26 protein-coding genes and 1 other RNA gene are annotated in these 24,443 nt (G+C 62.0%); 20 read left to right on the forward strand and 7 right to left on the reverse strand.

Features of this window, described 5'->3' with window-relative positions; all coding sequences use genetic code 11:
- Nucleotides 1–13: 13 nt before the first annotated feature.
- The 3 genes from PU133_RS08415 to ssrA all read right to left on the reverse strand — a co-directional run bounded on the left by PU133_RS08415 (nucleotide 14) and on the right by ssrA (nucleotide 1,242).
- Nucleotides 14–223 (reverse strand): DUF4169 family protein, encoded by a 210-nt coding sequence (locus PU133_RS08415; protein ID WP_404864264.1) that lies wholly within the window; start codon nucleotides 221–223, stop codon nucleotides 14–16.
- Nucleotides 224–230: 7 nt separating this feature from the next.
- Nucleotides 231–788, reverse strand: coding sequence for an SspB family protein (locus PU133_RS08420; RefSeq protein ID WP_404864265.1), 558 nt, complete (start codon nucleotides 786–788; stop codon nucleotides 231–233).
- Nucleotides 789–868: 80 nt separating this feature from the next.
- Nucleotides 869–1,242: a transfer-messenger RNA gene (ssrA, locus tag PU133_RS08425) on the reverse strand.
- A gap of 117 nt (nucleotides 1,243–1,359) precedes the next feature.
- On the opposite strand from ssrA, the gene PU133_RS08430 reads away from it, so the two are divergent.
- The 7 genes from PU133_RS08430 (at nucleotide 1,360) to PU133_RS08460 (ending at nucleotide 7,346) form a co-directional block, all read left to right on the forward strand.
- A complete protein-coding gene (locus PU133_RS08430) occupies nucleotides 1,360–1,818 on the forward strand; it encodes a YHS domain-containing (seleno)protein (protein WP_404864266.1) in 459 nt (152 codons plus the stop codon).
- A gap of 95 nt (nucleotides 1,819–1,913) precedes the next feature.
- Nucleotides 1,914–2,708, forward strand: coding sequence for a thymidylate synthase (locus PU133_RS08435; RefSeq protein ID WP_404864267.1), 795 nt, complete (start codon nucleotides 1,914–1,916; stop codon nucleotides 2,706–2,708).
- A gap of 65 nt (nucleotides 2,709–2,773) precedes the next feature.
- Entirely contained in the window at nucleotides 2,774–3,223 is a 450-nt protein-coding gene (locus PU133_RS08440; RefSeq protein ID WP_404864485.1) for a dihydrofolate reductase, read from the forward strand.
- Between the two features lie 163 nt (nucleotides 3,224–3,386).
- Nucleotides 3,387–4,520, forward strand: coding sequence for an FtsH protease activity modulator HflK (hflK, locus tag PU133_RS08445; protein ID WP_404864268.1), 1,134 nt, complete (start codon nucleotides 3,387–3,389; stop codon nucleotides 4,518–4,520).
- Nucleotides 4,520–5,545, forward strand: a complete 1,026-nt coding sequence (gene hflC / locus PU133_RS08450) for a protease modulator HflC (protein ID WP_404864269.1) — start codon at nucleotides 4,520–4,522, stop codon at nucleotides 5,543–5,545. The genes hflK and hflC overlap by 1 nt, the downstream gene beginning before the upstream one ends.
- A 9-nt stretch (nucleotides 5,546–5,554) precedes the next feature.
- Nucleotides 5,555–5,740 (forward strand): DUF2065 domain-containing protein, encoded by a 186-nt coding sequence (locus tag PU133_RS08455; RefSeq protein ID WP_126009530.1) that lies wholly within the window; start codon nucleotides 5,555–5,557, stop codon nucleotides 5,738–5,740.
- Between the two features lie 94 nt (nucleotides 5,741–5,834).
- The gene (locus tag PU133_RS08460) at nucleotides 5,835–7,346 is read left to right on the forward strand and encodes a DegQ family serine endoprotease (RefSeq protein ID WP_404864270.1); all 1,512 of its coding nucleotides are present in this window, start codon (nucleotides 5,835–5,837) and stop codon (nucleotides 7,344–7,346) included.
- Nucleotides 7,347–7,377: 31 nt separating this feature from the next.
- On the opposite strand, the gene PU133_RS08465 is transcribed toward PU133_RS08460, so the two are convergent.
- Together PU133_RS08465 and serB are read right to left on the reverse strand one after the other, a co-directional pair.
- A complete protein-coding gene (locus PU133_RS08465; protein ID WP_404864271.1) occupies nucleotides 7,378–7,953 on the reverse strand; it encodes a GNAT family N-acetyltransferase in 576 nt (191 codons plus the stop codon).
- Entirely contained in the window at nucleotides 7,950–8,837 is an 888-nt protein-coding gene (serB, locus tag PU133_RS08470) for a phosphoserine phosphatase SerB (RefSeq protein WP_404864272.1), read from the reverse strand. The genes PU133_RS08465 and serB overlap by 4 nt, the downstream gene beginning before the upstream one ends.
- A 23-nt stretch (nucleotides 8,838–8,860) precedes the next feature.
- Here serB and miaA point away from each other — a divergent pair, with 23 nt between their 5' ends.
- Both miaA and PU133_RS08480 read left to right on the forward strand, forming a co-directional pair.
- Nucleotides 8,861–9,757 (forward strand): tRNA (adenosine(37)-N6)-dimethylallyltransferase MiaA, encoded by an 897-nt coding sequence (gene miaA, locus PU133_RS08475; RefSeq protein ID WP_404864273.1) that lies wholly within the window; start codon nucleotides 8,861–8,863, stop codon nucleotides 9,755–9,757.
- Nucleotides 9,758–9,831: 74 nt separating this feature from the next.
- Entirely contained in the window at nucleotides 9,832–10,611 is a 780-nt protein-coding gene (locus PU133_RS08480; RefSeq protein ID WP_126009540.1) for a GGDEF domain-containing protein, read from the forward strand.
- 60 nt (nucleotides 10,612–10,671) lie between these two features.
- Here the strand turns inward: PU133_RS08480 and PU133_RS08485 are convergent, their stop codons facing one another.
- Nucleotides 10,672–12,657, reverse strand: coding sequence for an ATP-binding protein (locus PU133_RS08485; RefSeq protein WP_404864274.1), 1,986 nt, complete (start codon nucleotides 12,655–12,657; stop codon nucleotides 10,672–10,674).
- 310 nt (nucleotides 12,658–12,967) lie between these two features.
- On the opposite strand from PU133_RS08485, the gene PU133_RS08490 reads away from it, so the two are divergent.
- The 6 genes from PU133_RS08490 (at nucleotide 12,968) to PU133_RS08515 (ending at nucleotide 17,954) form a co-directional block, all read left to right on the forward strand.
- On the forward strand, nucleotides 12,968–14,791 hold the full coding sequence (locus PU133_RS08490) for an acetolactate synthase 3 large subunit (protein WP_126009544.1): 1,824 nt from the start codon (nucleotides 12,968–12,970) through the stop codon (nucleotides 14,789–14,791).
- A 60-nt stretch (nucleotides 14,792–14,851) separates the two neighbouring features.
- Complete coding sequence (gene ilvN, locus PU133_RS08495) at nucleotides 14,852–15,421, forward strand: acetolactate synthase small subunit (protein WP_126009546.1); 570 nt, start codon at nucleotides 14,852–14,854, stop codon at nucleotides 15,419–15,421.
- Nucleotides 15,422–15,522: 101 nt separating this feature from the next.
- On the forward strand, nucleotides 15,523–16,116 hold the full coding sequence (locus PU133_RS08500) for a LysE family translocator (RefSeq protein WP_126009548.1): 594 nt from the start codon (nucleotides 15,523–15,525) through the stop codon (nucleotides 16,114–16,116).
- Nucleotides 16,117–16,188: 72 nt separating this feature from the next.
- Nucleotides 16,189–16,434: a type II toxin-antitoxin system VapB family antitoxin gene (locus PU133_RS08505; RefSeq protein ID WP_126009550.1), complete on the forward strand. Its 246-nt coding sequence runs from the start codon at nucleotides 16,189–16,191 to the stop codon at nucleotides 16,432–16,434.
- The gene (locus tag PU133_RS08510) at nucleotides 16,434–16,823 is read left to right on the forward strand and encodes a type II toxin-antitoxin system VapC family toxin (RefSeq protein ID WP_245451487.1); all 390 of its coding nucleotides are present in this window, start codon (nucleotides 16,434–16,436) and stop codon (nucleotides 16,821–16,823) included. Before PU133_RS08505 ends, PU133_RS08510 begins: the two co-directional genes overlap by 1 nt.
- Before the next feature lie 3 nt (nucleotides 16,824–16,826).
- On the forward strand, nucleotides 16,827–17,954 hold the full coding sequence (locus PU133_RS08515) for an ATP-dependent RecD-like DNA helicase (RefSeq protein WP_126009552.1): 1,128 nt from the start codon (nucleotides 16,827–16,829) through the stop codon (nucleotides 17,952–17,954).
- Here the strand turns inward: PU133_RS08515 and PU133_RS08520 are convergent, their stop codons facing one another.
- Nucleotides 17,955–19,133 (reverse strand): alkane 1-monooxygenase, encoded by a 1,179-nt coding sequence (locus PU133_RS08520; protein WP_404864275.1) that lies wholly within the window; start codon nucleotides 19,131–19,133, stop codon nucleotides 17,955–17,957.
- A 118-nt stretch (nucleotides 19,134–19,251) separates the two neighbouring features.
- Here PU133_RS08520 and PU133_RS08525 point away from each other — a divergent pair, with 118 nt between their 5' ends.
- From PU133_RS08525 to PU133_RS08545, 5 genes are all read left to right on the forward strand, one after another.
- Nucleotides 19,252–19,998: a pyridoxine 5'-phosphate synthase gene (locus tag PU133_RS08525; protein ID WP_404864276.1), complete on the forward strand. Its 747-nt coding sequence runs from the start codon at nucleotides 19,252–19,254 to the stop codon at nucleotides 19,996–19,998.
- A 140-nt stretch (nucleotides 19,999–20,138) separates the two neighbouring features.
- Nucleotides 20,139–21,182, forward strand: a complete 1,044-nt coding sequence (gene waaF / locus PU133_RS08530) for a lipopolysaccharide heptosyltransferase II (RefSeq protein WP_404864277.1) — start codon at nucleotides 20,139–20,141, stop codon at nucleotides 21,180–21,182.
- Complete coding sequence (gene rfaC, locus PU133_RS08535; RefSeq protein WP_404864278.1) at nucleotides 21,179–22,183, forward strand: lipopolysaccharide heptosyltransferase RfaC; 1,005 nt, start codon at nucleotides 21,179–21,181, stop codon at nucleotides 22,181–22,183. The genes waaF and rfaC overlap by 4 nt, the downstream gene beginning before the upstream one ends.
- Nucleotides 22,184–22,240: 57 nt before the next feature.
- The gene (hldE, locus tag PU133_RS08540) at nucleotides 22,241–23,668 is read left to right on the forward strand and encodes a bifunctional D-glycero-beta-D-manno-heptose-7-phosphate kinase/D-glycero-beta-D-manno-heptose 1-phosphate adenylyltransferase HldE (RefSeq protein ID WP_404864279.1); all 1,428 of its coding nucleotides are present in this window, start codon (nucleotides 22,241–22,243) and stop codon (nucleotides 23,666–23,668) included.
- A gap of 95 nt (nucleotides 23,669–23,763) precedes the next feature.
- Nucleotides 23,764–24,438 (forward strand): TetR/AcrR family transcriptional regulator, encoded by a 675-nt coding sequence (locus PU133_RS08545; protein WP_404864280.1) that lies wholly within the window; start codon nucleotides 23,764–23,766, stop codon nucleotides 24,436–24,438.
- Nucleotides 24,439–24,443 lie beyond the last annotated feature (5 nt).

A 24,443-nucleotide genomic window follows, 5' to 3' on the forward strand; every position in this document is an offset into this window, starting at 1 on the left:
AGAAGCGGATGCGTCAGTTTCCATCATCCGGCTTGACCGGCTCGGTCGTTTCACGGCGGCCGGCCTCCAAGCGTCTGTCGACGAGCGTGTTCAGCGCTGATGTCGCTTGCTTCTCGCTTTTCGTGCGACCAAATGTGATGCGGTTTTGAGCCGCGCGGCTTTCGTCCTCTGCCCGTTTGCGGCGCTTTCGAGCCTGGCGCAGATTGACGACATCGCCGGACATCGTCGGCTCAGTTCTTCTTGCGGAATGCGTCGAGCGACACGACGTCGGCGCCGGACTTCTTGCCGCCCTTGGGCTTGTCGTCGTCGCCTTCACCGGATGCGGCAGGCGCGTCGTCGAGCGGGCCTTCCATCAGTTCTTCCGTCAGCGAAGCGACGGGATCGAAGGTTTCCGCAGTGTCGTCTTCGCCAACGAGCGAGACTTCGCCGGGTGCGCTGTCGAATTCGAGCTCGAAATTGACGGAGGGATCATAGAAGCCGCGCACGGCCGAGAACGGGATCACGAGCTTTTCGGGCGTATCGGAGAAGGACAGGCCGATCTCGAACAGCGTCTCGGTGACTTTCAGATCCCAGAACTGGTGCTGGATGACGATCGTCATCTGGTCCTGATACTTCTTGCGCAGCGCCGGCGAAATGCGCACGCCGGGAGCGTTCGTCATGAAGGTGATGAAGAAATGGTGCTCGCCGGGGAGGGACCCCGTGGCGGCGCATTCCGATAACACTTTGCGGATCACGCCGCGAAGCGCGTCCTGCGCAAGAATGTCGTAGCGGATGTGGTCCTGCACCATGGGGCCATTTCTTTCTTATTCGCTGTTTCGGCCGACCGTGCGAGTCGGCATGCGCCGTCTATAGACCAAATCATTGAGAAGGTGGAGGCTTCTGTTGCCAGGTGCCTCCGGACCCCGCCTAGCCGAGCATACCGACTAGGGCTTGAATTGAAACTGTCGCGCTGCCCTTAGGCGGCGAGACGAGCTTCTGCATAGTTGTCGTTTGCAACTACAAGTTTGACCCGATAACGGTGGTATCATGCCGGGCAAAAAGTCGATCTTTACACTCCCGTCGATCCTATTTCGCCCCCATCATCAACCGGCCTGGCAAGCGCGCTTGCAACCGTCGGTTCATGGTGGAGGCGCCGGGTACCGCCCCCGGGTCCGAAGAGCTTATTACACCGCCCGTTTATTGCCATAGTCGCCTTGCGACGACAGTCGAGATATAGGGTTTCCGCCGCTCGATTGAAAGAGGGAATGCGCTCGCATCCCGGCAGATCGCACGTGACGCGCTCGTGAAAAGTCGTGTGATGCGCATTGTGCGAAGAGATGGCATCCATGATCGAGGAATTCGTCGTGGATGGATGTCGTGATGAAACGTCGCATGCTGCTTGCTGTTGTGACCGCCGCTGCCTTGTGGCCCCTGATGCCGCAGGCGCAGGCAGAGAAAGCCGATCGCTGGTTTACCGGCCTGGTTGACGGTGTCGCGGTCGGCGGCTATGACCCCGTTGCCTATTTCACCGAAGGCCAAGCCCGACGTGGCGATCCGTCGATTGCGCTCACGCATGAGGGCGCTATCTTCCACTTCGCGACTGTCGAAAATCGGCAGGCATTCAGCGCCGATCCGGATCGCTATGCGCCACAGTTCGGCGGGTATTGCGCCTACGCGGTGGCCGAAGGCTACACCGCAAAGGGTGAGCCCGAAATCTGGGACATCGTCGACGGGCGGCTCTATCTCAACTACAGCCGCGGCGTTCAGCGGACCTGGCAGAGCGATATCCCCGGCTATGTGCGCTCGGCGCAGACGAACTGGCCGACGCTTTCGAAGTGATTTTGCTTTCCTGTTGATGGCATCGCGCGAATTCGTGCTTTCACGGCGCTGAGCTTCTATAGTCGGCGCCCGACAAGCGACCTGCGGTGAGTGGCATGAAGCAGTATCAGGATCTTCTCGAGCACGTGCTGGAGACCGGTGTCGACCGCATGGATCGAACCGGAACAGGAACGCGTGCCGTGTTCGGCTACCAGATGCGCTACGATCTTGCCGAAGGCTTCCCGTTGCTGACGACGAAGAAGCTGCATCTGAAATCGATCGTCCATGAGCTGCTCTGGTTCCTCAAGGGCGACACCAACATCGCCTACCTCAAGGAAAATGGCGTTTCGATCTGGGATGCCTGGGCGGACGCGAATGGCGATCTTGGCCCGGTCTATGGCTATCAGTGGCGCTCCTGGCCTAAGCCCGATGGCGGGCATGTCGACCAGATCGCCAACGTCATTCACCAGATCAAGACGAACCCCAATTCGCGCCGCCTGATCGTGTCGGCCTGGAATCCGGCGCTAGTCGACGAAATGGCTTTGCCGCCCTGTCATTGCCTCTTCCAGTTCTACGTGGCGGAAGGCAAGCTCTCCTGTCAGCTCTACCAGCGCTCCGGCGACATCTTCCTCGGCGTGCCGTTCAACATCGCTTCCTATGCGCTGTTGACGATGATGATCGCGCAAGTCTGCGGCCTGAAGCCGGGTGACTTCGTTCACACGCTCGGTGACGCACATCTCTATTCCGATCATTTCGAGCAGGCACGCGAGCAGCTGAAGCGGGCGCCGCGGACCTTGCCGAAGATGGAACTCAATCCGAGCGTAGACGACGTCTTCGCCTTCACATTCGACGACTTCACGCTGTCGGGTTACGAGCCGCATCCGCACATCCGCGCAAAGGTCGCTGTGTGACCGATCCCATTGTCTCTATTATCGTAGCCGTCGCCTCGAACGGCGTTATCGGCCGCTCGGGCGAAATGCCCTGGCGGTTGTCGACCGATCTCAAGCGGTTCAAATCGCTGACGATGGGCAAACCCATCATTATGGGGCGTCGCACCTATGAAACGATCGGGCGCGCGCTACCGGGCCGCACCAATATCGTCATGACGCGGGACGACGCGTTCCATGCCGAAGGTGTGACCCGTGCAGGCGACATGCGCGAGGCTCTGCGCCTTGCCCGCCAGGTTGCCCATTCCGAACGCGCCGACGAGATTTTCATCATCGGCGGCGGCGAGATCTATGATCACGCATTGCCCTATGTCGACCGCCTGCATGTGACCCATGTGGAAGCGATGCCGGAGGGCGATACCCACTTTCCGGACATCGATGCCGAAGACTGGGAGTGTCTGGAAGAGGTTTCCATTCCCGTCGGGCCGTCGGATTCAGAGCCGACACGCTATGCGGTTTACCGTCGCAAGCAGCGCTAGACACTGCGCTTGGCGGCCGAAATCGTCTGTAGCCGTTGGCCCCCCGCGTTGAAAGCGCGGCCAGTCACACCTATAACGCATTTGAGACATAACGATAAAAATGCGTGTTCCGGCGTGTTGTTCCCAACAGCCGGCATGACGCTTCCAACAGAATGAGGACTGAATGCCCTGGAGTAATCAGAATGGCGGCGGCGGCCCTTGGGGCGGCGGCGGTGGAGGAGGAGGAGGCAACAACCAAGGCCCATGGGGTCAGGGGCCTCAACGTCCCAATGGTGGTGGCGGCGGTGGCGGCAATCGTCCACCAGACCTCGAGGAAATCATTCGGCGTGGCCAGGATCGACTGAAGAACGCGATCCCGGGCGGCGGCGGGCCCAGCCCAGCCCTGTTCGGTCTGATCGGCGTCGGTCTCGTCGCGCTGTGGCTTTTCCAATCGATCTACACCGTCCAGCCGGATGAGCGCGGCATCGAGCTTCGCTTTGGTGCTCCCAAGGACGAAATGTCCATGCCCGGCCTGCACTTCCATTTCTGGCCTTTCGAAACGGTTGAGCGTGCCACGATCGTCGAGCGCCAGATCAACGTGGGCGGTGGCGATCAGGCCAACAGCACGCAGGGCCTGATGCTGACTGGCGACCAGAACATCGTCGATGTCCAGTTCTCGGTTCTCTATTCCGTGACCGACCCCGCGGCCTATCTCTTCAACCTGCAGCGCCCGGAAGAAACCCTGCGCCAGGTTGCCGAAAGCGCCATGCGTGAGATCGTCGGTCGCCGTCCTGCACAGGACGTTTTCCGTGACAATCGTGAAGCGATTGCCATGGAAGTCACCGACGTCATTCAGGTGACGATGGATCGTTACGGCTCCGGCATGTCGGTCAATACCGTCTCGATCGAAGACGCGGCGCCGCCGCGTGAAGTGGCCGATGCGTTCGACGAAGTGCAGCGCGCCGAGCAGGACGAAGATCGCTTCGTCGAAGAAGCCAACCAGTATGCGAACCAGCAACTTGGTCAGGCACGCGGTCAGGCCGCCCAGGTTCGCGAAGAGGCCGCAGCCTATCGCGATCAGGTCGTGAATGCCGCAGAAGGTGAAGCGCAGCGCTTCGTGTCGATCTACAATGAATATGCTGCCGCACCGGAAGTGACCCGCAAGCGCATGTTCCTCGAAACGATGGAAAACGTGTTCCGCGATTCCAACAAGTTCATCGTCGAGCAGACCGGTGGTCAGGGCGTGGTTCCTTATCTGCCGCTGCCTGAGGTCAATCGCCAGGCACAGCAGTCGCAAAATCAGGGAGGGAACCAGTAATGGGTAACAAGCTTCCCGCTATCATTATCGTCCTGGCGGTCGTCGTTTTCGCGGTGTTCTCGTCCATCTTCGTCGTGAACGAGCGCGAGCAAGCGATCGTCGCCCGCTTTGGTGAAATCCGTGCGGTGCACAGTGAGCCAGGCCTCTATTTCAAGCTGCCATTCACGTTTGCCGGTGCCGACACGGTACAGTTCGTCGAAGACCGTGCCATGCGCTTTGACCTGGATGACATCCGCGTTCAGGTATCCGGTGGTGCGTTCTATGATGTCGACGCTTTCGTCGTTTATCGCATCCAGGACGCCGAGCGGTTCCGCCAGGCGGTGTCGGCCGACATCGTTTCCGCGGAAGCGCGTCTAAGAACGCGTCTCGATTCGGCTCTTCGTCGGGCTTATGGTCTGCGCGGTTTCGAAGCGGCGCTTTCCGAAGAGCGGCAGGCGATGATGGATGAAGTCGCTTCGCAGCTTCGTACGGACGCCGAGAATCTGGGTCTTCGCATCGAGGATGTCCGTATCCGCCGGACCGACCTGACGCAGCAGGTCTCGCAGCAGACTTACGAGCGCATGATCGCCGAGCGTCTGGCCGAAGCAGAACTGATCCGCGCCCGCGGTCGGGAAGGGGCGCAGCGTCTGCGTGCCGTTGCCGATCGTCAGGTCGTCGAGATCGTTTCGGAAGCGACCCGTGACTCCGAAATCCTTCGAGGTGAGGGCGACGCGGAACGAAACCGCATCTACGCCGAAGCCTATTCGCGCGACGAAGACTTCTTCGATTTCTACCGCTCGATGTCGGCCTATGCTGTTTCGCTGAGCCAGGACTCGGACACGACCATGGTGCTGTCGCCGGATTCGGAGTTCTTCCGCTACTTCCGGGATGCGTCCGGCGGCACTGTTCCCGTCGCCAGCGGCGCCCAGCAGCCTGTCACGCAGCCTGCCGACGAAGGTGCGGATGCTGCGGGCGATGCCGCTGCAGCGCCTCAGCCGTCGACACCGCCGGTCGCAATCGAGCCTTCGACAGGCGCGACCGAGTAAGCGGGCAAAATGAGCGATCTGCTCGTCGGCATAGGCCTCGTCCTCGTCATCGAGGGTCTGGTCTATGCTGCAGCCCCCACCGCCATGCGTAAAATGGCCGAACGATTGCCGGAGCTGTCTGATCAGACGCTCCGGCTTTCCGGTATTGTGGCGCTTGCCGCAGGCGTCTTCGTGATCTGGCTTGTTCGCGGCTGACGCGACGAAGCCCTATTTCCGCCGCGGCGGAATGAACTATTATACCCATGCAACCGGCAGGCTCGCCGGATGCAATCGCAGGGAGAAGGCGGCAATGACCCACACGATCAGCGTAGCATCGAGATGGGCGCGTTCGCTCTCGCTTCTCGCAGCCGTCTCGATCCTTCCTCTTCCGGCCGCTGCGCAGGAAATGGCGGACCCCGTTCCGCCGCGCGCACCCGTCGATGGCCCTGCCTCGGTGGCGGACCTTGCAGAAGGCCTTCTCGATTCCGTCGTCAACATTTCGACATCGCAGCGCGTCAGCGACGACGAGACATCGCCGATGCCACAGATCCCCGAGGGCTCGCCTTTCGAGGATTTCTTCAATGATTTTTTCGGTGAGGAAAACGGCCAGACCCCGCCGGTTCCGCGCTCCCGCCGCGTCAATTCCCTCGGATCAGGCTTCGTCATTTCCGCTGACGGCCTGATCGTGACCAACAATCACGTGATCGAGCAGTCCGACGACATCGAAGTGAATTTCGCCGACGGCACCTCGCTCTCGGCTGAAATCGTGGGCACCGACCCGCAAACCGATCTCGCGCTGCTGCGCGTCGAACCGGCCGAGCCGCTCGACCATGTCGAATTCGGCGATTCCGATGCCATGCGCATCGGCGACTGGGTCATGGCGATCGGCAACCCGTTCGGTCTCGGCGGGTCGGTTTCCATCGGCATCGTGTCGGCACGCGGCCGCGACATCAATGCCGGCCCGTACGATGACTTCATCCAGACTGACGCGGCCATCAACCGGGGCAATTCCGGCGGCCCGCTGTTCAACATGCGCGGCGAAGTCATCGGCATCAACACGGCGATCATATCGCCAACCGGTGGATCCATCGGCATCGGCTTTTCCGTTCCCGCCGATCTTGCCGTCAATGTCATCAATCAGCTGCGCGATTTCGGCGAGACCCGCCGTGGCTGGCTCGGCGTTCGCATCCAGCCAGTGACCAGCGAGATTGCGGAAAGCCTCGACATGGACCGCGCGCGCGGTGCCCTTGTGGCCGGTGTCATCAATGGTGGTCCTGTCGATGACGGTACCATCGAGCCCGGCGATGTCATTCTCGAATTCGATGGTCGTCCGATCAACGACATGCGCGATCTGCCGCGCATCGTGGCCGAAAGCCCGGTGGGCGACGTGGTCGACGTTCTGATCCTGCGCAATGGCGAGGAGCAGACTGTCGAGGTTACGCTGGGTCGACTGGAAAGCGGCCAGGAGCAAGCCGAACTCGGCACCGAAGGCGAAGAGAATGGCGAGGAGGAGCCGAGCGCCACGGTCGATGTGCTCGGGCTCACGCTCAGCGTACTGGATGATGAGCAGCGCGACGCCTTCGGCATCGATGCTGCCGTCAACGGTGTGCTGATTGCAGACGTGTCGGAAGGTTCGGAAGCGGAAGAGAAGGGTGTCGTCGCCGGCGAAGTGATCGTGGAAATCGCTCAGGAAACGATGGCGACGCCTGCGGACGTCGAGGCGCGTATTTCCGAGCTGCGCGAAGAAGGGCGTCGCAACGCGCTATTGATGGTGGCGCAGGCAGATGGGACACTTCGATTCGTGACATTGCGGATGGACTGAGCCATGCCAGGAAAGCCGGCAGGCCTGTCTGTCAGGAGGCGGGATCGGGCCGGCGCTCGGCCCATTCTTCGCGGGTGATGCGATAGACGACGCATCGGCGCAGATGGGACAGCTCATCGGGAATGCCGGGATAGTCGAACGTGTATTCCGGCAGTGCCTGCATGCCGATCTTGCGCATCACGCCGGTGGAGGCATGATTGTCGTGGACGGCGTAGGACATGATCTCGCCGAGGCGCAGGGTCTCGAAACCATATCGCAGCCAGGCCTGCGCCGCCTCGCTGGCATAACCCTTTCGCCATGACCGCTCGACGAGCCGCCACCCGATTTCAACGCATTGCTCGGCATAGTGGGGCAGGCTGGAGCACGGCCTGATGCCGGCGAACCCAATCGGCTCTCCTGTCGCCTTCACGGTCACCGCACCGAAGCCGTAGCCAAGCTCGTCGATCTCCGCCCTGATCTCGTCCATCTTCGCATCGGCCTCGGCGCGGTTGCGCCGAAACTCGAAGAACCGCATGACCGCTTCGTCCGAGTTGATCTCGTGAAAGAGCGCGCGGTCGCTGTCGACCCAATTGCGGAGGATGAGGCGGTCGGTCTCGATGGGCGTCATGTGACGAAATCCGTCTTCCGATAGCCCTGCATGTAGAGGAGGGCGGTGAGGTCGCCGTGGTTGATGCGGTGGCGCGCGCGCTCGGCGACCGCGGGTTTGGCGTGAAGTGCTACGCCTGCGCCGGCCCGCTCGATCATGGCGAGATCGTTCGCACCATCGCCGACGGCCATCGCATCGTCGGTCTCGATGCCGCGTGCCTCGCAGAGTTCCAGAAGTGCATCGAGCTTCGCCTGCTGGCCGAGGATCGGCTCCTGGACGGCGCCGACGAGAAGGCCATCGGCATCCAAGAGCACATTGGCGCGGTTCTCATCGAAACCGAGCATGTTGGCGACGGGGCCGGTAAAAGCGGTGAAGCCGCCCGACACCAGCGCGGCGTAGCCACCATAGTGCTTCATCGTCGCGATCAGTTCCCGGCCGCCGGGCGTCAGCGTGATACGCTCGGCGATCACCTTTTCGACCACCGAAACCGGCAGGCCCTTCAGGAGCGCCACGCGTTCGCGCAGTGCCGGCTCGAACGCGATTTCGCCGTTCATGGCACGTGCCGTGATGGCCGCGACCTTGTCCTTCAGGCCGAGCTCGTCGGCCAGCTCGTCGATGCATTCCTGGCCGATCATCGTGGAATCCATGTCCGCCAGGAGGAGGCTTTTCCGACGGGTTTCGGTGATCTGCACGACCACATCGATCGGCGCATCACCAATCATCGAAGCCAGAATGGACTCGGCGTCGGCCTTGTCGTGTCCGTCACGCAATGCGATATCGCAGGCGATCCCGTCGGCAAGCCAATAGAGGCCGGCAGCGGAGAGGCGCTCGGCAGCAGCTTCTGCGAGAGACGGGGTGAGGACCGGCCTTGAGGGCGCAGCAATCAGCGTGGCGACAAGGGCCATCGATACAGAACTCCGGGGGACAGATGGATGCGATCCTGATAGCGGGGCCGACGGCCAGCGGCAAGTCGGCGCTGGCGCTGGATCTGGCCGAGCGGATCGGTGGCGTGATCGTGAATGCCGATTCCATGCAGGTCTATGGCGCGCTTCATGTCCTGACCGCACGCCCAAGCCAGGCCGATACAGGGCAGGTGGAACACCGCCTCTATGGGCACCGGTCAGAGGATCAGGCCTATTCGACCGGGGAGTGGATGCGCGAGGCCGCCGAGGTGATTGCCGATGTGCATGCCCGCGGCAAAGTCCCGATCGTCGTTGGCGGCACGGGCCTTTATTTCGAGGCGCTCCTGGGTGGGCTGGCGACGATGCCGGACATTCCCGAACCAATCCGCATGGCGCGTCGCGCCGAGCTGCTGGCAGACGGGCCGGCGGGGATGCATCGTGAGCTTGCCGGGAAAGATCCGGAGACGGCGGCACGCCTTTCGCCGAATGACGGTCAGCGGATCGCGCGCGCCCTGGAAGTTCTGGATGCGACGGGCAAGTCGATCAGCGTCCTGCAGGCAGCGCGCGGGGAGCCGGTTCTCGACGGCTCTAACACCCGCCGCATTCTCCTCATGCCCGAGCGCGACATCCTGACCGAACGCATCGATCGCCGATTCAGGCAGATGGTCGAGGGCGGCGCGCTGGATGAGGTGCGCGGGCTGCTCGATCTGCATCTCGATCCGTCGATGCCAGCGATGAAGGCGATCGGGGTGCCGGAGCTTGCCGCGCATCTTGGTGGCACCCTCGAACTCGAGAGCGCCATCGAGCAGGGTGCGGCGGCGACACGGCGCTATGCGAAGCGGCAGACGACGTGGTTCCGCAATCGCTTTTCTGAGGACTGGCACCGGAATTCCAGCCCGACACTTAGCAATGTCGATCTGTAATTAATCCTAAGACAACCAACTGCCGGTAGCCTTTAGTTTTAAAAGCGCTGGCACGAGAGGAGTCCGTTAGGCCGATGCGTCTGCACAAAGCAGAGCTGCTGTTCTTTTTCCTGGTCATCCTGATTGGATTGACCGGGTTTTTCAGCTGGAGCGCGTTTCGGCATGTGGACTCGTTCGTCGCTCAGGCGCGGATCGCCGACATCGACCTGATCTACCGCTTCACCTTTCTCAGCGCCGTCTTTGCTGGCCTGGCAATCGTTTGCGGTGTTTTTCTCGTCTATCCAATGATCTGGCACGGCCTGCGCGAGCAAGGTGAACTGCGCCGGATGACGGCGTCTCTCAGCGCGCGGTCGCAAACGCTGGAATATGCGGCGGTGACAGATCCGCTGACCGGCCTCTACAACCGCCGCTATTTCGATGACGCCCTCAATGAGTATCTCCTGGCGTTTCGCGATATCGAAAAGCCGATGGGCATGATCCTGCTCGACATCGATCATTTCAAGCAGGTGAATGACACCCATGGCCATGATGTGGGCGACGAGGTCCTGCGCCAGATCGCGGCATGTCTCGCCGATTTCACGCGCTACCATGATGTGGTCGCCAGGCTCGGCGGTGAAGAGTTCGCTATCCTGTCGCCGAACGTCAATTCAAGCCAGCTCTACGGCCTTGCCGATCGTGTCCGCACCGCGATCGGGTCGCTGAAGGTCGGCACTGGAAACGTGACCCTGCGCATTACGGTCAGTGCCGGCGTCGCATTGTGGGATGGCCAGGAAAGCGGCGAGCATCTCTACAAGCGCGCCGATGCGCAGCTTTACGAAGCCAAGCGGCAGGGCCGCAACCGCGTCTGCGCCTGATCTTCTTAGAATATAAATGATGGTGCAGCGCGAGGCAGGTTTCGTCCTGCCTCGATCGACCTATTTGCGCAGAGAGCTCAGCGGCTTCTTCAGCAATTGCGCACGCAGCGAACTGCCTCCGCTTGTCGGTCTCGGCGGTGCGGTTTCCGGATCCTGCGAGCCCAATGAAGGCTGCGGTTCCCGGTAGCGAGAGTCATCCATCAGCGATGGCGCCGGTCGTTGCACTTCGCCATGGTGGAGAGGAGCGGGCGATGGAGCCGCGCGGGCCGTGCCATACGCATTGTCGCCGGGCTGGCTCATCCGGCCGCCGGCATAGGCCGCCGGTTCGCCGGCCTGCGGCAAGAACTCGGGCACCGGGGCACCCGTCAGGCCGGCTGCCTCATTGGTCGACAGGTTGCGCATGCGCTGAACGATCGTGCGCAGATCGAGTTCGGCTTCTTGCCCATCCTGAGATTTGGTCGAGCCGTTGGCCTTGGGCAGGCTGCGTTCCGGAATGCGCTCGAAGATCATGCGCATCGGCACGGCCACAGCCTCACCGAACGCGATCGCCTCGCGATTGCCGATCGAGGAGAGAAAGCTCGTTGTCGACGACGAGGAATCGGCGATGGCCGAGCGGATGATTTCCTGGTCGCGATCATTGGCAAGCCGCATTGCGAAGACGGTGGAGCACTGCGACAGGATCGTCGGGTCGAGTTCGCCCGGACGCTGCGTCACGACGCCGAGGCTGACGCCGTATTTGCGGCCTTCCTTGGCGATGCGGGAGATCGCTTGGCGGGTCGGCACGAAACCCAGATTGGGATCGGCCGGCACGTAGCGGTGGGCTTCTTCGCACAGGACCAGGATGCGAATGCCGCCATCGCTCCAGAGCGCGATTTCGAAGGCCATGCGGCACAGCACCGATGCGACGGAATTCACGACTTCCGAGGGAATGCCGGCAAGCTGGAAGCAACTGATTGGCCGGCCATTTCCCGGAATGCGGAAAATATGGCTCATCGTCTCCACGATCGTGTCGTTGATCGTGTTGGTGGAGAACATGAAATGAAAGCGCGGATCGTTGATCGCCGACATGATGCGCATTTTCAACGAACGCAGGTGCGGCTTGTCGCCTCGACCTTCGAGCCGTCCGATGCGCTCGTCGATGAGCGCGAGAAGATCGGCCATGCGGTAAGGCACAGGCGTATCGGCGGTCAGCGACGAGCGGTCCGTCGCACGACGGAAAAGGCCATTGTCCGGGCCCCCCCGGAAGGCGCGCTTGGCATCGGGAATGAGTTCGCGGAGAAAATCCATTTCCTCCGGAATGCCAGGACGGCCGCGGAAGAGAACCTCGGTAAATTCATCAAGCCGGAACAGCCAAAAGGGCAGGTCCAGCGTCTCGGTGTCGATGACGATCGACGTATCGGGGAACGCTGCGGCGAACTCATTGTGCGGATCGAGAATGAGAACACGCAGATCGGGCGTCGTCTCGATCGCTTTGGTCAACAGCAGTGACACGGCGGAGGATTTGCCGACGCCCGTAGTGCCGACGACGGCGAAATGGCGGTTGAGAAGCGAGGGCACGTGCACTGCCGCGTCCATCGTCTCGTCCTGGGTCAGCTTGCCGATGACAACGCTGTCGCTTCGGCCGCTGTCGTAGATTGCCGCAAGATCGGCAGCACGGATGCGGTGAGCGATCGCGCCGAGATAGGGATAGTTGGAGATGCCGGCCATGAAGATCGGTTTGTGATCGGGGCTGTTGCGGATCTCGCCAACGAGTTCGACTTCGAAATGCAGGATATTGTCGGCGTCCGACTGCCAGCATTCGGCGGGCGAATTCATGGAGTAGACGAGCGCGACGATGCGGCTTTCGCCGACGCTGATGGAAATCAGCCGGCCGACCGACCAGAGTTCCGCAAGCGCGACTTCGCCGTTTTCAGCGATGGCAGAAATCGTGGCCCGGGCGCCATTGCACGAGACGACACGGCCGAGCATTCTTTCTCGGGGATCACCACGGCCTCGTCGATCCTTGAGCGCGGCATCTTCCATCCGGGGTGTGTGACTGAGATCCATCGTGCCCCGCAACCACTTCGAAAGACTGCAAGCCTAACAACGGGCTGTTAAGATTTGGTTGTGCCGATTCGTACAGAATGCATGTCTCAGTTTGAAATCCGCGGCGTTCAGTTGACGGTCGCGCAGTTTACGGTTACGAGACGGTCATGATCAGACATATTCTTATCGTGGTGGGAAGGCGCATGGGCAGGGTGGTGTAACCACCCGGCGACAGCCACCCATGCGCAAACGAGGCTCCTCAAGGGGCCTTTTTTTATGCCCGGATGCGGGCGGTGAAGCGGACGCAGACGACAGGACGGGAGCGAGACCCATGAACGTAACGACCAAGGACGCGCCGGCGCAGGCGACACGGCGACAGGATGCGGCAGGCCAGGAGATGACCGGTGCGGAAATCGTGCTGCAGGCGCTGCGCGATAACGGTGTCGAGCACATCTTCGGTTATCCGGGTGGTGCCGTCCTCCCGATCTACGACGAGATCTTCCAGCAGGACGACGTTCAGCACATTCTGGTGCGTCACGAGCAGGGTGCCGGCCATGCGGCTGAAGGCTACGCGCGATCGACCGGCAAGGTCGGCGTCATGCTGGTCACGTCGGGTCCGGGTGCGACGAATGCGGTGACGCCGCTTCAGGATGCGCTGATGGATTCGATCCCGCTCGTCTGCATCACCGGCCAGGTTCCGACCACGCTGATCGGTTCGGACGCTTTCCAGGAATGCGATACGGTTGGCATCACGCGTCCCTGCACCAAGCACAACTGGCTGGTCAAAGACGTCAACGAGCTTGCCAAGGTCCTTCACGAGGCGTTCCGCATCGCCAAGACCGGCCGCCCCGGCCCGGTCGTCGTCGACATCCCGAAGGACGTCCAGTTCGCCAAGGGCACCTACCACGCGCCTTCGCCTGTCATCGAGCAGAAGAGCTACAAGCCGCGCATCCAGGGCGATCTGAACCAGATCAAGGCGGCGATCGAATTGATGGCCTCGGCCAAGAAGCCAATGCTCTACACGGGCGGCGGTGTCGTCAATTCGGGTCCGGAAGCCAGCCATCTCCTGCGCGAACTGGTCAAGCTGACCAATTTCCCGATCACGTCGACGCTGATGGGGCTCGGCTCCTATCCCGCGTCCGGCGAGAACTGGATGGGCATGCTTGGTATGCACGGCACCTATGAGGCCAACATGGCGATGCATGATTGCGACGTCATGGTCTGCGTCGGTGCCCGGTTCGACGACCGCATCACCGGCCGGCTCGATGCATTCGCGCCGAACTCCAAGAAGATCCACATCGATATCGACCCTTCGTCGATCAACAAGAACGTCCATGTCGACATCCCGATCCTTGGTGATGTCGGGCTAGTTCTCGAAGACATGGTGCGGCTGTGGCGGGCGTCTTCCAAGAAGAACGACCCGGAGGCCATGAAGTCGTGGTGGACGCAGATCACGAAGTGGCGCGCGCGCAACTCGTTGGCCTACAAGCCGAACAGCGACGTGATCATGCCGCAATATGCGGTTCAGCGGCTCTATGAGCTGACGAAGAGCCACGACACCTACATCACTACCGAAGTCGGCCAGCACCAGATGTGGGCGGCACAGTTCTATGGCTTCGAGAAGCCGAACCGGTGGATGACGTCGGGTGGCCTCGGCACCATGGGCTACGGCCTGCCGGCAGCGCTTGGCGTGCAGATCGCGCATCCGGATGCGCTCGTCATCGACATCGCGGGCGATGCCTCGGTTCTGATGACGATGCAGGAAATGTCCTGCGCGGTGCAATACAATGCGCCGATCAAGATCTTCATCCTGAACAATCAGTATATGGGCATGGTGCGCCAGTGGCAGCAGCTGCTGCATGGCAACCGCCTGTCCAACTCCTATACCGAGGCGCTGCCCGACTTCGTGAAACTCGCCGAGGCTTATGGCGGCGTCGGCATCCGGGCTGAAAAGCCGGCGGAACTCGACGACAAGATCCAGGAAATGATCGACGTCAAGCGCCCGGTCATCTTCGATTGCCGTGTCGCAAACCTCGCCAATTGCTTCCCGATGATCCCGTCGGGCAAGCCGCACAACGAGATGCTTCTGCCGGACGAAGCCACCGACGAGGCCGTCGCCAATGCCATCAGCGCGGAAGGGCGCTCGCTGGTTTAGTACAGACTTGATCGGTAATCGCTTTTTCAGAAATAGCACGGCAGCAAAGAGACCAGCGAAATGAACGCACAGCAGCAACCAACCGGCTCGGCCTATTTCATCCAAAAAGAGACCGAGGCGGTTGAGACCCACACGCTTTCGGTACTGGTGGACAACGAGCCGGGCGTTCTCGCGCGCGTCATCGGGCTCTTTTCCGGCCGGGGCTACAACATCGAAAGCCTGACGGTTTCGGAAACCGAGCATGAGGCTCATCTGTCGCGCATCACGATCGTGACGCGCGGCACGCCGCACGTGCTGGAGCAAATCAAGTCGCAGCTCGAGCGCATCGTGCCGGTCCACGGCGTCAGGGACCTGACGGTAAGGGCACGCGAACTCGGCCATGAAAAACCGCTGGAGCGCGAATTGGCGCTTTTGAAGGTGCGTGGGCGCGAGCAGGACCGCATGGAGGCACTGCGCCTTGCCGATGCGTTCCGCGCGCGTGTCATCGACGCCAATATCGAGCACTTCATCTTCGAGATCACCGGGCGTGTCTCGAAGATCGAGCAGTTCATCGCCATCATGCGGCCGCTCGGGCTGATGGAAGTCTGCCGGACCGGGATCGCTGCGATGAACCGCGGTCTGGACGATTGAAATGTGGTGCAGCGATCACGGAAGGTGATTGCTGCTTCACCGCTTGGAATTGGACGTGGGAGGCGAGGGGGCGCTAGGCCTTGCGCTTTCAGGGAGCCGACATGCCGATCGAGACGTTCATAGCGCTTTCCACCTTCGCATTCGTCTCGTCCATGACGCCTGGGCCGAACAACATCATGCTCATGGCGTCGGGCGTCAATTTCGGCTTTCGCCGCACGATCCCGCATATGCTCGGGGTCTGCGTCGGCTTCATGGTCCTGATCATGGCGGTCGGCCTCGGGCTCGGCACGCTGCTGACCATATTCCCTTGGCTGCACACGGCACTCAAAATCGCGGGCGCCGGCTATCTGTGCTATCTCGCTTGGAAGATCGCATCCAGCCGCACCGTGGCGACGGCGGATGGCTCCGCCAAGCCGCTCACCTTCCTGCAGGCCGCGGCCTTCCAGTGGGTCAACCCGAAGGCGTGGGTTGCCTCGGTCTCCGGCGTTGCCGTCTATACGACGATCGAAGCGCCCTTTCTCTCGATGCTGATCGTCGTGTTCGTGTTTTCGCTCGTCAGCGTGCCGAGCGTGACGGCGTGGACGGCGTTCGGCCAGATGCTACGGCAGTTTTTGTCGGACCCTGTCCGCCTGAAATGGTTCAACATTTCCATGGGCATCCTGCTCGCCCTTTCGATCTGGCCGATGCTGAGATAGCCGCAAAATCGTTCTTCTTGTGTTCTTTTTGTCTAGATGATAGTGCTGAACGTCTAGACGAAGGGCGATGCCATGGCTTTTCACATCCGCGATCCGAAAACCGATCAGCTCGTGCGGGAGTTGGCCACGAAACGCGGCATCGGCATCACCGAGGCTGTGCGCGAGGCCGTTGAGAACGAGTTGAAGCGGGAGCGTCAGAAAATTCCCCTCATGGAACGCCTGAAGCCGCTTTTCGACGAGATTGATGCTCTGCCGAAGACCGGACCGGAGCCGGATAAGGCATTTTATGATGAGCTGTGGGGCCAGGAGGGCGACTGATGTTCGTGGATGCTTCGGTCATCGTCGCTATACTGGGAAACGAACCGGATCGAGACGAGTTTGTGGGGCGGCTTGATCAAGCTGTAAGCTGCGTCAGCTCGACGGTCGCTCTGTTCGAGGCTGTTCTCGCCCTTTCCAAACGGCTGGGTGGGCTTGAAACAGCCATTGCCATGGTGGATGAATTTGTGAGCCGGCTGAATATGAGCATCGAGAGCGTCGATCGCTCTTTGTTGCCCGGATTGGTGGATGCCCATGGCCGTTTTGGAAAAGGCTCTGGCCATCCCGCCCGGCTCAACATGGGCGATTGCTTTTCTTACGCGATGGCCAAGCGGGCAGGGATGCCGCTCCTTTACAAGGGCGATGATTTCGCCCAGACCGATCTTGCCTGATCGATGGAATTTGCACCCCAACAGGACGAAGCCCTCAAGGCTGTCGCGCGCTGGCTGAAGGAAGGCCGCTCGCCGATCTTCCGGCTCTTTGGATATGCGGGCACCGGCAAGACGACGCTCGCGCGCCATTTCGCCGAGCATGTGGATGGCGACGTGCAGTTCGCCGCGTTTACCGGCAAGGCCGCGCAGGTGCTGCGCTCGCGCGGCGCTTCAAATGCCAAGACCATCCATTCCTTGATTTATCGGCCCCGCGGCGAGGAAGAAGTCGAGAACGAAGAGACCGGCAAGACCTCGATCTCGCCGATGTTTTCCATCAATCGGCAAAGCCCGATCGCGAAATGCGCGCTGATCGTGGTGGACGAATGCTCGATGGTCGACGAGGCGCTCGGCAAGGATCTGATGAGCTTCGGCGTGCCGATCCTCGTTCTCGGCGATCCCGGCCAGTTGCCGCCGATCACCGGGGGTGGGTTCTTCACCGATCACGAGCCGGATTTTCTGCTGACGGAAATCCACCGGCAGGCGCGCGACAACCCGATCATCACGCTCGCCATGCATGTGCGCGAAGGCCGCGAACTGATGCATGGCGACTGGGGTACTGCGAAGATCATTTCGAAATCCGATGTGACGACGGATCTCGTGCTTGAGGCCGACCAAGTGCTTCTCGGCGTCAATCGGACGCGGCGGCGTTACAATCAGCGGCTCCGGGAACTGAAAGGCTTCACGGCGGCTCATCCTCAATCGGGCGACAAGCTCGTCTGCCTGCGCAACGACCAGGCCAAGGGCTTGCTCAATGGCTCGCTCTGGGCCGTGATGACGTCGTCGAAGGAGACGACCAAGCCCGGCATCAATCTCCTCATCAAGCCGGAAGACGACGATATGGATCGTGGCTCCGCCAAGATCCGGCTTCTGAAGGCAGCCTTTGAGGATCCCGACGCGGACATCCCCTGGTCGACGAAGAAGCGCTTCGATGATTTCGACTATGGCTATGCGCTGACGGTGCACAAGGCGCAGGGCTCGCAGTGGAACAACGTCGTGCTGTTCGACGAAAGCTTCGCCTTCCGCGAAACCCGCGAGCGCTGGCTCTACACGGCAATCACACGGGCAGCGGAACGCCTGACGATCGTGCGGTGATCAGGCTGCGGCCGGTTGTTCGTGCCTGCGCTCATACCAGCTGCGCCATTTCGGGTCGACGTTCAGTCTCGTCAGGTCACCATCCGCCCAGGCCAGCGCCTTCTTGTCCATGATGGCGAACCAAACGGGCGGGCAGGCGGCAAGCACGAAGCAGCCGGCGTAGCCGACGGGAAGCCGCGGCAGATCTTCGTAGTCGCGGAGTGCCTGATAGGGTCGCATCGGGTTGGCGTGATGGTCTGAGTGGCGCTGCAGGTGGAACAGCATGAGGTTTGAGATGATGTGGTTCGTGTTCCAGGAATGACGCGGCTGGCACGGTTCCACACGACCGTCGGGGCGCCTTTGCCGCAGCAGCCCATAGTGCTCGACATAGTTCGCCATGGTCAGGTGAAACCAGCCGATGGGGTGGTGGAGCAGGAGAAACGGCACCATGATCCAGCCGAACAGCCCGATCAGGATCAGCGCGGTCAGCGCCGTGATCGCGTAGCCCTGCAGCACTTCATTTCGCGACGACCAGACGGGGAGGCTCTTTCGCGCCAGCCGTTCGCGCTCCAACGCCCAACCGCGGCGGGCGGTGCCCGGAAGTTCGCGCAGCGCAAAGCGGAAAAGGCTTTCGCCAAGCCGTGCCGACGCCGGATCTTCGAATGTCGCGACATACACATGGTGGCCGCGATTGTGCTCGATGCAGAAATGGCCGTAACCGGTGAGCGCGGTGATGAACCGCGCAGCCCACCGATCGGCGCCGCTGTTCTTGTGACCGAGCTCATGACCGACGGTAAGCGCTGTGCCCGATGATATGCCAGCGCCGAGCGTTACGAGTAGAAAGGCCCACCAGGGTAGGGTCATCGTGCCGATGGCGACCGCTGACAAAAGGAAGCTGGCGTAATAGATAGGGATCGAAAGGTAGAGCAGGACGCGGTAGAAATTGTCCGTCGACAGCTTTTCGACGATCTCCTCGGGAGGGTTGTTCGGGTCCTCACCGACGATCGTGTCGGCGATGGGCAATACGACGTAATAGAAGACGATGGCGAACGCTGCCCAGGCGAGATTGCCGGTGAGCATCAGCATCGCGGCGCCAAAGCCCGGGACGATGGGCGCGACGACCGAAATCAGCCAGAGATGGCGTTTCGTGTCCCGGTACTCGATGCCCTCTGTGCCGTTCCTGCTTGAAACGAAGATCACGCACGCCACCCTCCGCCGCGATCCGGCAAAATACGCTGAAACGGTGCGGCAACCAAGCGGGTTGTTGGGATGCGATCATCCGACTAAGACACCAAGAAGCAGTGCAGCGGAGCAGCCCATGTCCACCAAGCTTTCGGTCAATCTCAATGCCGTCGCGATGCTGCGCAATCGGCGCGATTTACCATGGCCGAGCGTCACGCATCTCGGTCGCATCGCGCTTCAGGCCGGGGCGCATGGGCTGACGGTTCATCCGCGTCCCGACCAACGCCACATCCGTTTTTCCGATCTGCCGGATCTGCGCGCGCTGATCGATGACGAGTTTCCGGAAGCCGAGTTCAATATCGAAGGCTATCCGACCGACGAGTTTCTTGATTTGGTCGAGCGGATCGAGCCGGAGCAGGTGACGCTGGTGCCGGATGATCCGAGCCAGGCGACGTCCGATCACGGTTGGGATTTTCGCAAGCTGCACAATGACTTGGCGCCGATCGTGGAGAGATTGAATCGCAAGGGCATGCGGGTTTCGCTCTTTGCCGATGGCGATGGCGACGAAGAAAGCGTGGCGCTGGCCAAGGCGACGGGCGCTGCGCGCATCGAGCTTTACACGGGACCCTACGGCGGTTGCCACGATGATTCCGATCGCGCTGCCAAGGAGCTGGAACTGCTTGGAAAAACTGCCGATGCGGCGAAGGCGCTCGGGCTCGGCGTCAATGCCGGGCATGATCTGACGGTCGCCAACCTGCCGGCGCTTGTGCGGCGCGTTCCGCATCTGGCCGAGGTCTCCATCGGTCACGGCCTTACCGCGGATGCGCTGGAATACGGCATGAAGGAAACCGTGCGCCGCTTCGTTGAGGCTTGCCGGGGCTAGCCGAAAAGGCTTCGATTTGCCTCACGCCTGCCAAATGCTATGAGGCGCCGACGAAAGCCTGCACGCGGTGCGGGCTGCGGTCCAGCGGCCTCATCCTGGTCGCCGGTCCTTTGCCCGGGACGCCGGAGAACCGAACGCTCATGCCCGAAAAGATCCTGATCATAGGCCCCGCCTGGGTCGGGGACATGGTGATGGCGCAGAGCCTGTTCATGACGCTGAAGGCCACGCGGCCAGGCGTCGAGCTTCATGTCGCTGCGCCAAAATGGAGCGAGCCGCTCCTGGCGCGGATGCCCGAAGTCGACCGATCGATCGGCATGGATCTCGCCCATGGCCAGCTCGGTGTCGGCGCGCGCTTCAAGCTTGGCCGCACGCTTGCGCAGGAAGCTTACGATCAGGCGATCCTGCTGCCGAATTCGCTGAAGTCCGCGCTCGTACCGTTCTTCGCCGGCATCCCGGTGCGTACCGGCTGGCGGGGCGAAAGCCGCTATGGCCTGATCAACGACATGCGCAGGCTGGACAAGGCGGCCTTGCCGCTGATGGTCGACCGGTTCAATGCGCTCGCTTTCGACAAGGATCGTATCGGCGCTGCGACCGATTTTCCCGCGCCGCATCCGGAGCCTCGATTGGTCCGGCAAGATCCGGCTGCCGCGCTCGCCCAATTCGGCCTCGCCGTCGAGAGGCCCGTGCTGGCGCTCTGCCCCGGCGCCGAATTCGGACCGTCGAAGCGCTGGCCCGAAACGCATTATGCGGAGTCTGCAACACGGTTGCTGGAAGAGGGCCATCAGGTGTGGATCTTCGGCTCGGCGAAAGACCGGGCCGTCGGTGAGGCGGTGATTGCCACCGTGCCGGAACACTTGCGCGCGCAGATCTTCAACCTTGCCGGCGCGACGACGCTCGGACAGGCGATCGATCTGCTCGGCCTTGCGGATGCCGTCATCTCCAACGATTCTGGGCTCATGCATGTTGCTGCTGCGCTCGATCGGCCGCTTGTTGCGGTCTACGGCTCGACCTCGCCGTTTTTCACCCCGCCCCTGAGTTCGCGGGCCAGCATTGTGCAACTCGGCATCGAATGCAGCCCGTGCTTCAAGCGTGAATGTCCGCTCGGCCATCACATATGCATGCGCGATCTCGGCGCGGACAGGGTGCTTGCCGCGCTGCCCAATCTTTCGGCCACCGCCTCATGAAGGTGCTCGTCGTCAAGACATCCTCGATGGGCGATGTGATCCATACGCTCCCGGCGCTCACCGATGCAGCGGAGGCGTTGCCGGGGATCGTGTTCGATTGGGTCGTCGAAGAGGCTTTTCATGAAGTCCCGGCCTGGCACCCGAGCGTTCGAAAGGTCATCCCGGTCGCTATCAGGCGTTGGCGCAAGGCTCCGCTGAAAGCGTTGAGTTCCGGCGAATGGGGACGCTATCGCACTGCGCTGGCTGCCGAGCGCTACGACGCCGTCATCGACGCTCAAGGCTTGTTGAAAAGCACGCTGCTCGCCACAAGGCTGGCAAAAGGCAAGCGGTTCGGCATGGACAGGGCGTCCGCACGTGAACCTGCGGCAGCGCTTTTTTACGACCGAGGAATTGTAGTCCCAAAGGGCATCCATGCTGTCGACCGGACGCGACGTCTCTTTGCTGGCGCCCTCGGCTACACGATGCCGGAGGGGCGTGGGCGCTACGGCATAGAAGTGCCGACCAGTGCGGTTGCCGATGGTGCGCCTTATCTCGTCTTCCTGCACGGCACCACGCGCCACGATAAACACTGGCCGGAACTCTATTGGGCGGAGCTGATCGCGCTTGCGGTTGCTCAAGGGTTTGGGATCAAGCTTGTCTGGGGGAATGCTGCCGAGCAGGCGCGTGCGGAGCGGCTGGCATCGGCCGGTCCGATGGTCGAAGTCCTGCCGCGCTCGTCGCTCACCACCATTGCTCAGGTCCTGTCGCAGGCGGCGGGTATCGTGTCGGTGGATACGGGTCTTTCTCATCTGGCAGCGGCGCTTGGGCGACCCAATGTCGTGCTGTTCGGTCCGACGGATCCGGGGCTTGTCGGCGGTTATGGCGAGCGACAGGTCTGCCTTGAAGCCCGACATTTCCAACCTTCGGGTCGCGACGTCGATCCCGCAATCTTTGCTCCTCTGACACCGGAGATCGTGCTGTCCACGCTCGATCGGCTTCTAAAGAGCGAAGAAGCGCGTTAAAGCGCTCAGCCAGCGCGAATTCGCCAACAAGGTCACGGTTACAAGATGCAACTTTCCATGCCGCGCTTCGACAGCGCCCGCGTTCTCATTGTTGGCGATGTCATGCTCGATCGCTACTGGATGGGCGAAACGACCCGGATCTCGCCGGAGGCGCCGGTGCCGGCAGTGCGCGTCGCCGCAACGGAAGACCGTCCGGGCGGGGCGGCCAATGTGGCGCTCAACGTTGCGGCGCTCGGCGGCGCGGCTTCGCTCATCGGCCTTGTCGGTCGCGATGAGCCGGGCGAGGCGCTTGCCGGGCAACTTGAGGCCGCCGGGGTCGCCTGCCGGCTCATCGGCGTGGAAAGAGAGCGCACGATCGTCAAGCTGCGGGTCATCGCCCGCAACCAGCAGCTGATCCGGCTCGATCTTGAAGACAGGTTTGCCGATGTGCATGCTCCCGCGATCGCTGGTGCGCTCGACGAGGCTTTGGAAAGCGCATCGGTGGTCATCCTGTCCGACTATGGGAAGGGAACGCTCAGCGACATCCAGGCTCTCATCACTGCCGCCCGAGCCAAGGGATGCTCCGTGCTCGTCGATCCCAAGGGCGTCGACTTCGAGCGTTATCGGGGCGCCTCGCTGCTCAAGCCCAATCTCGCGGAGTTCGAGGCCGTCGTCGGCCATTGCGGCAGCGAGCAGGTGCTGCTCGAAAAGGCGCGGGCGCTGGTCGAAGAGCTCGACCTCGGCGCACTGCTCGTCACCCGTGGCAAGAGCGGAATGACCTTGCTGAGGCGCGGCGAGGCGGCTGTGCATTTCCCCACGCAGGCGCGCGAAGTTTACGACGTGACGGGGGCAGGCGACACGGTGATTTCGACCATCGGCGCAGCACTTGGCGCCGGCGAGGACCTCGTCGCTGCCGTCGGTTTGTCGAATGTCGCGGCCGGTATCGCGGTCGGCAAGCTCGGTACTGCCGCAGTCAGCGGCCCGGAACTGCGCCGCGCGATCAGCGTGCAGCGCGAGCACGATCGCGGCGCTGTCAGCGAGGAGCAGCTGGTCGCGGCGATCGCCGACGCGAAGGCAGCGGGCGAGCGCATCGTCTTCACCAATGGCTGTTTCGACATCCTTCATGCGGGTCATGTCGGCTATCTCGAACAGGCTCGTGCGCTCGGCGACCGTCTCGTCGTCGCGATCAACAGCGATGCTTCGGTCAAGCGGCTCAAGGGACCGTCGCGTCCGGTCAACACGCTCGATCGGCGCATGGTCGTGTTAAGCGCGCTGGAATCGGTCGACTGGGTCGTCGCCTTCGATGACGACACGCCGACGCCCCTGATCGAGAAGGTGCGGCCCGACATCCTGGTGAAGGGCGGCGATTATGCGCTCGATCAGGTGGTCGGCGGCGAGATCGTGCGTGCCTATGGAGGCGAGGTCCGCGTGCTGTCTCATCTCGACAATTGCTCGACGACGGCCATCGTCGAGGCGATCCGTGGTCGCTCGGGCGGTCAGGACTGAGCAGTCCATTCCAAATTTGCAGGCGACAGTCAGCGCGCGCTTGACATGCCATCGGCGGGGCCTTAGAGCCGAACCGTAACGTACGGTACGGCAGGATGATGCAGCAGGCAGCGGTGATGGAGCGGGAGGCGGACTGGACGGAGCGGCAACGCGACGTGCTCGATGCCGTGCTTGCGCTGCTCGTCCAGAGCGGCGACGCCGTCACCATGACCGCCGTCGCGCGCCGGGCAAGCTGCTCCAAGGAAACGCTCTACAAGTGGTTCGGCGACCGGGACGGTCTGCTGACGGCTGCCGTGCAGCGTCAGGCCTCGCGCGTCCATATCGCCAATGCCGAGGCGGGCGGTCTGGACGCCTCTTCGCTCAAGATGCACCTGACTGACTACGCAGCAAGCTGGCTTCGGGTCATCTCCGGCCCGCGATCCGTTGCCTTGAACCGCGTGGCCATCAGCCATGCCGGCTCAGAGCGCAGCCGGCTCGGTGCGATCGTGCTGGAAAACGGCCGCTTCGCGCTCGGCCGTCGCATGAAGCCGATGCTGGAGGCCGGAAGGGCAGGCGGCCTGCTTGCCTTTGCCGATGCCGAAGCCGCGTTCCAGACCTTTTTCGGGCTCGTTGCCCGCGACGTTCAGATCCGGCTGCTGCTCGGCGACCGGATCGACATGACTGAAGATCGCATCGCGCGGGATGCCGCCTTGGCGGTCGATCAGTTTCTTGCCCTGTTCGGAACCGCGAGCAGGGTTGCCAATCACAAAGATCAACCAAGGGAAGGATGACCCCA

Origin of the sequence: Georhizobium sp. MAB10 (assembly GCF_045012825.1) — a bacterium.
Taxonomy (GTDB): domain Bacteria; phylum Pseudomonadota; class Alphaproteobacteria; order Rhizobiales; family Rhizobiaceae; genus Georhizobium; species Georhizobium profundi.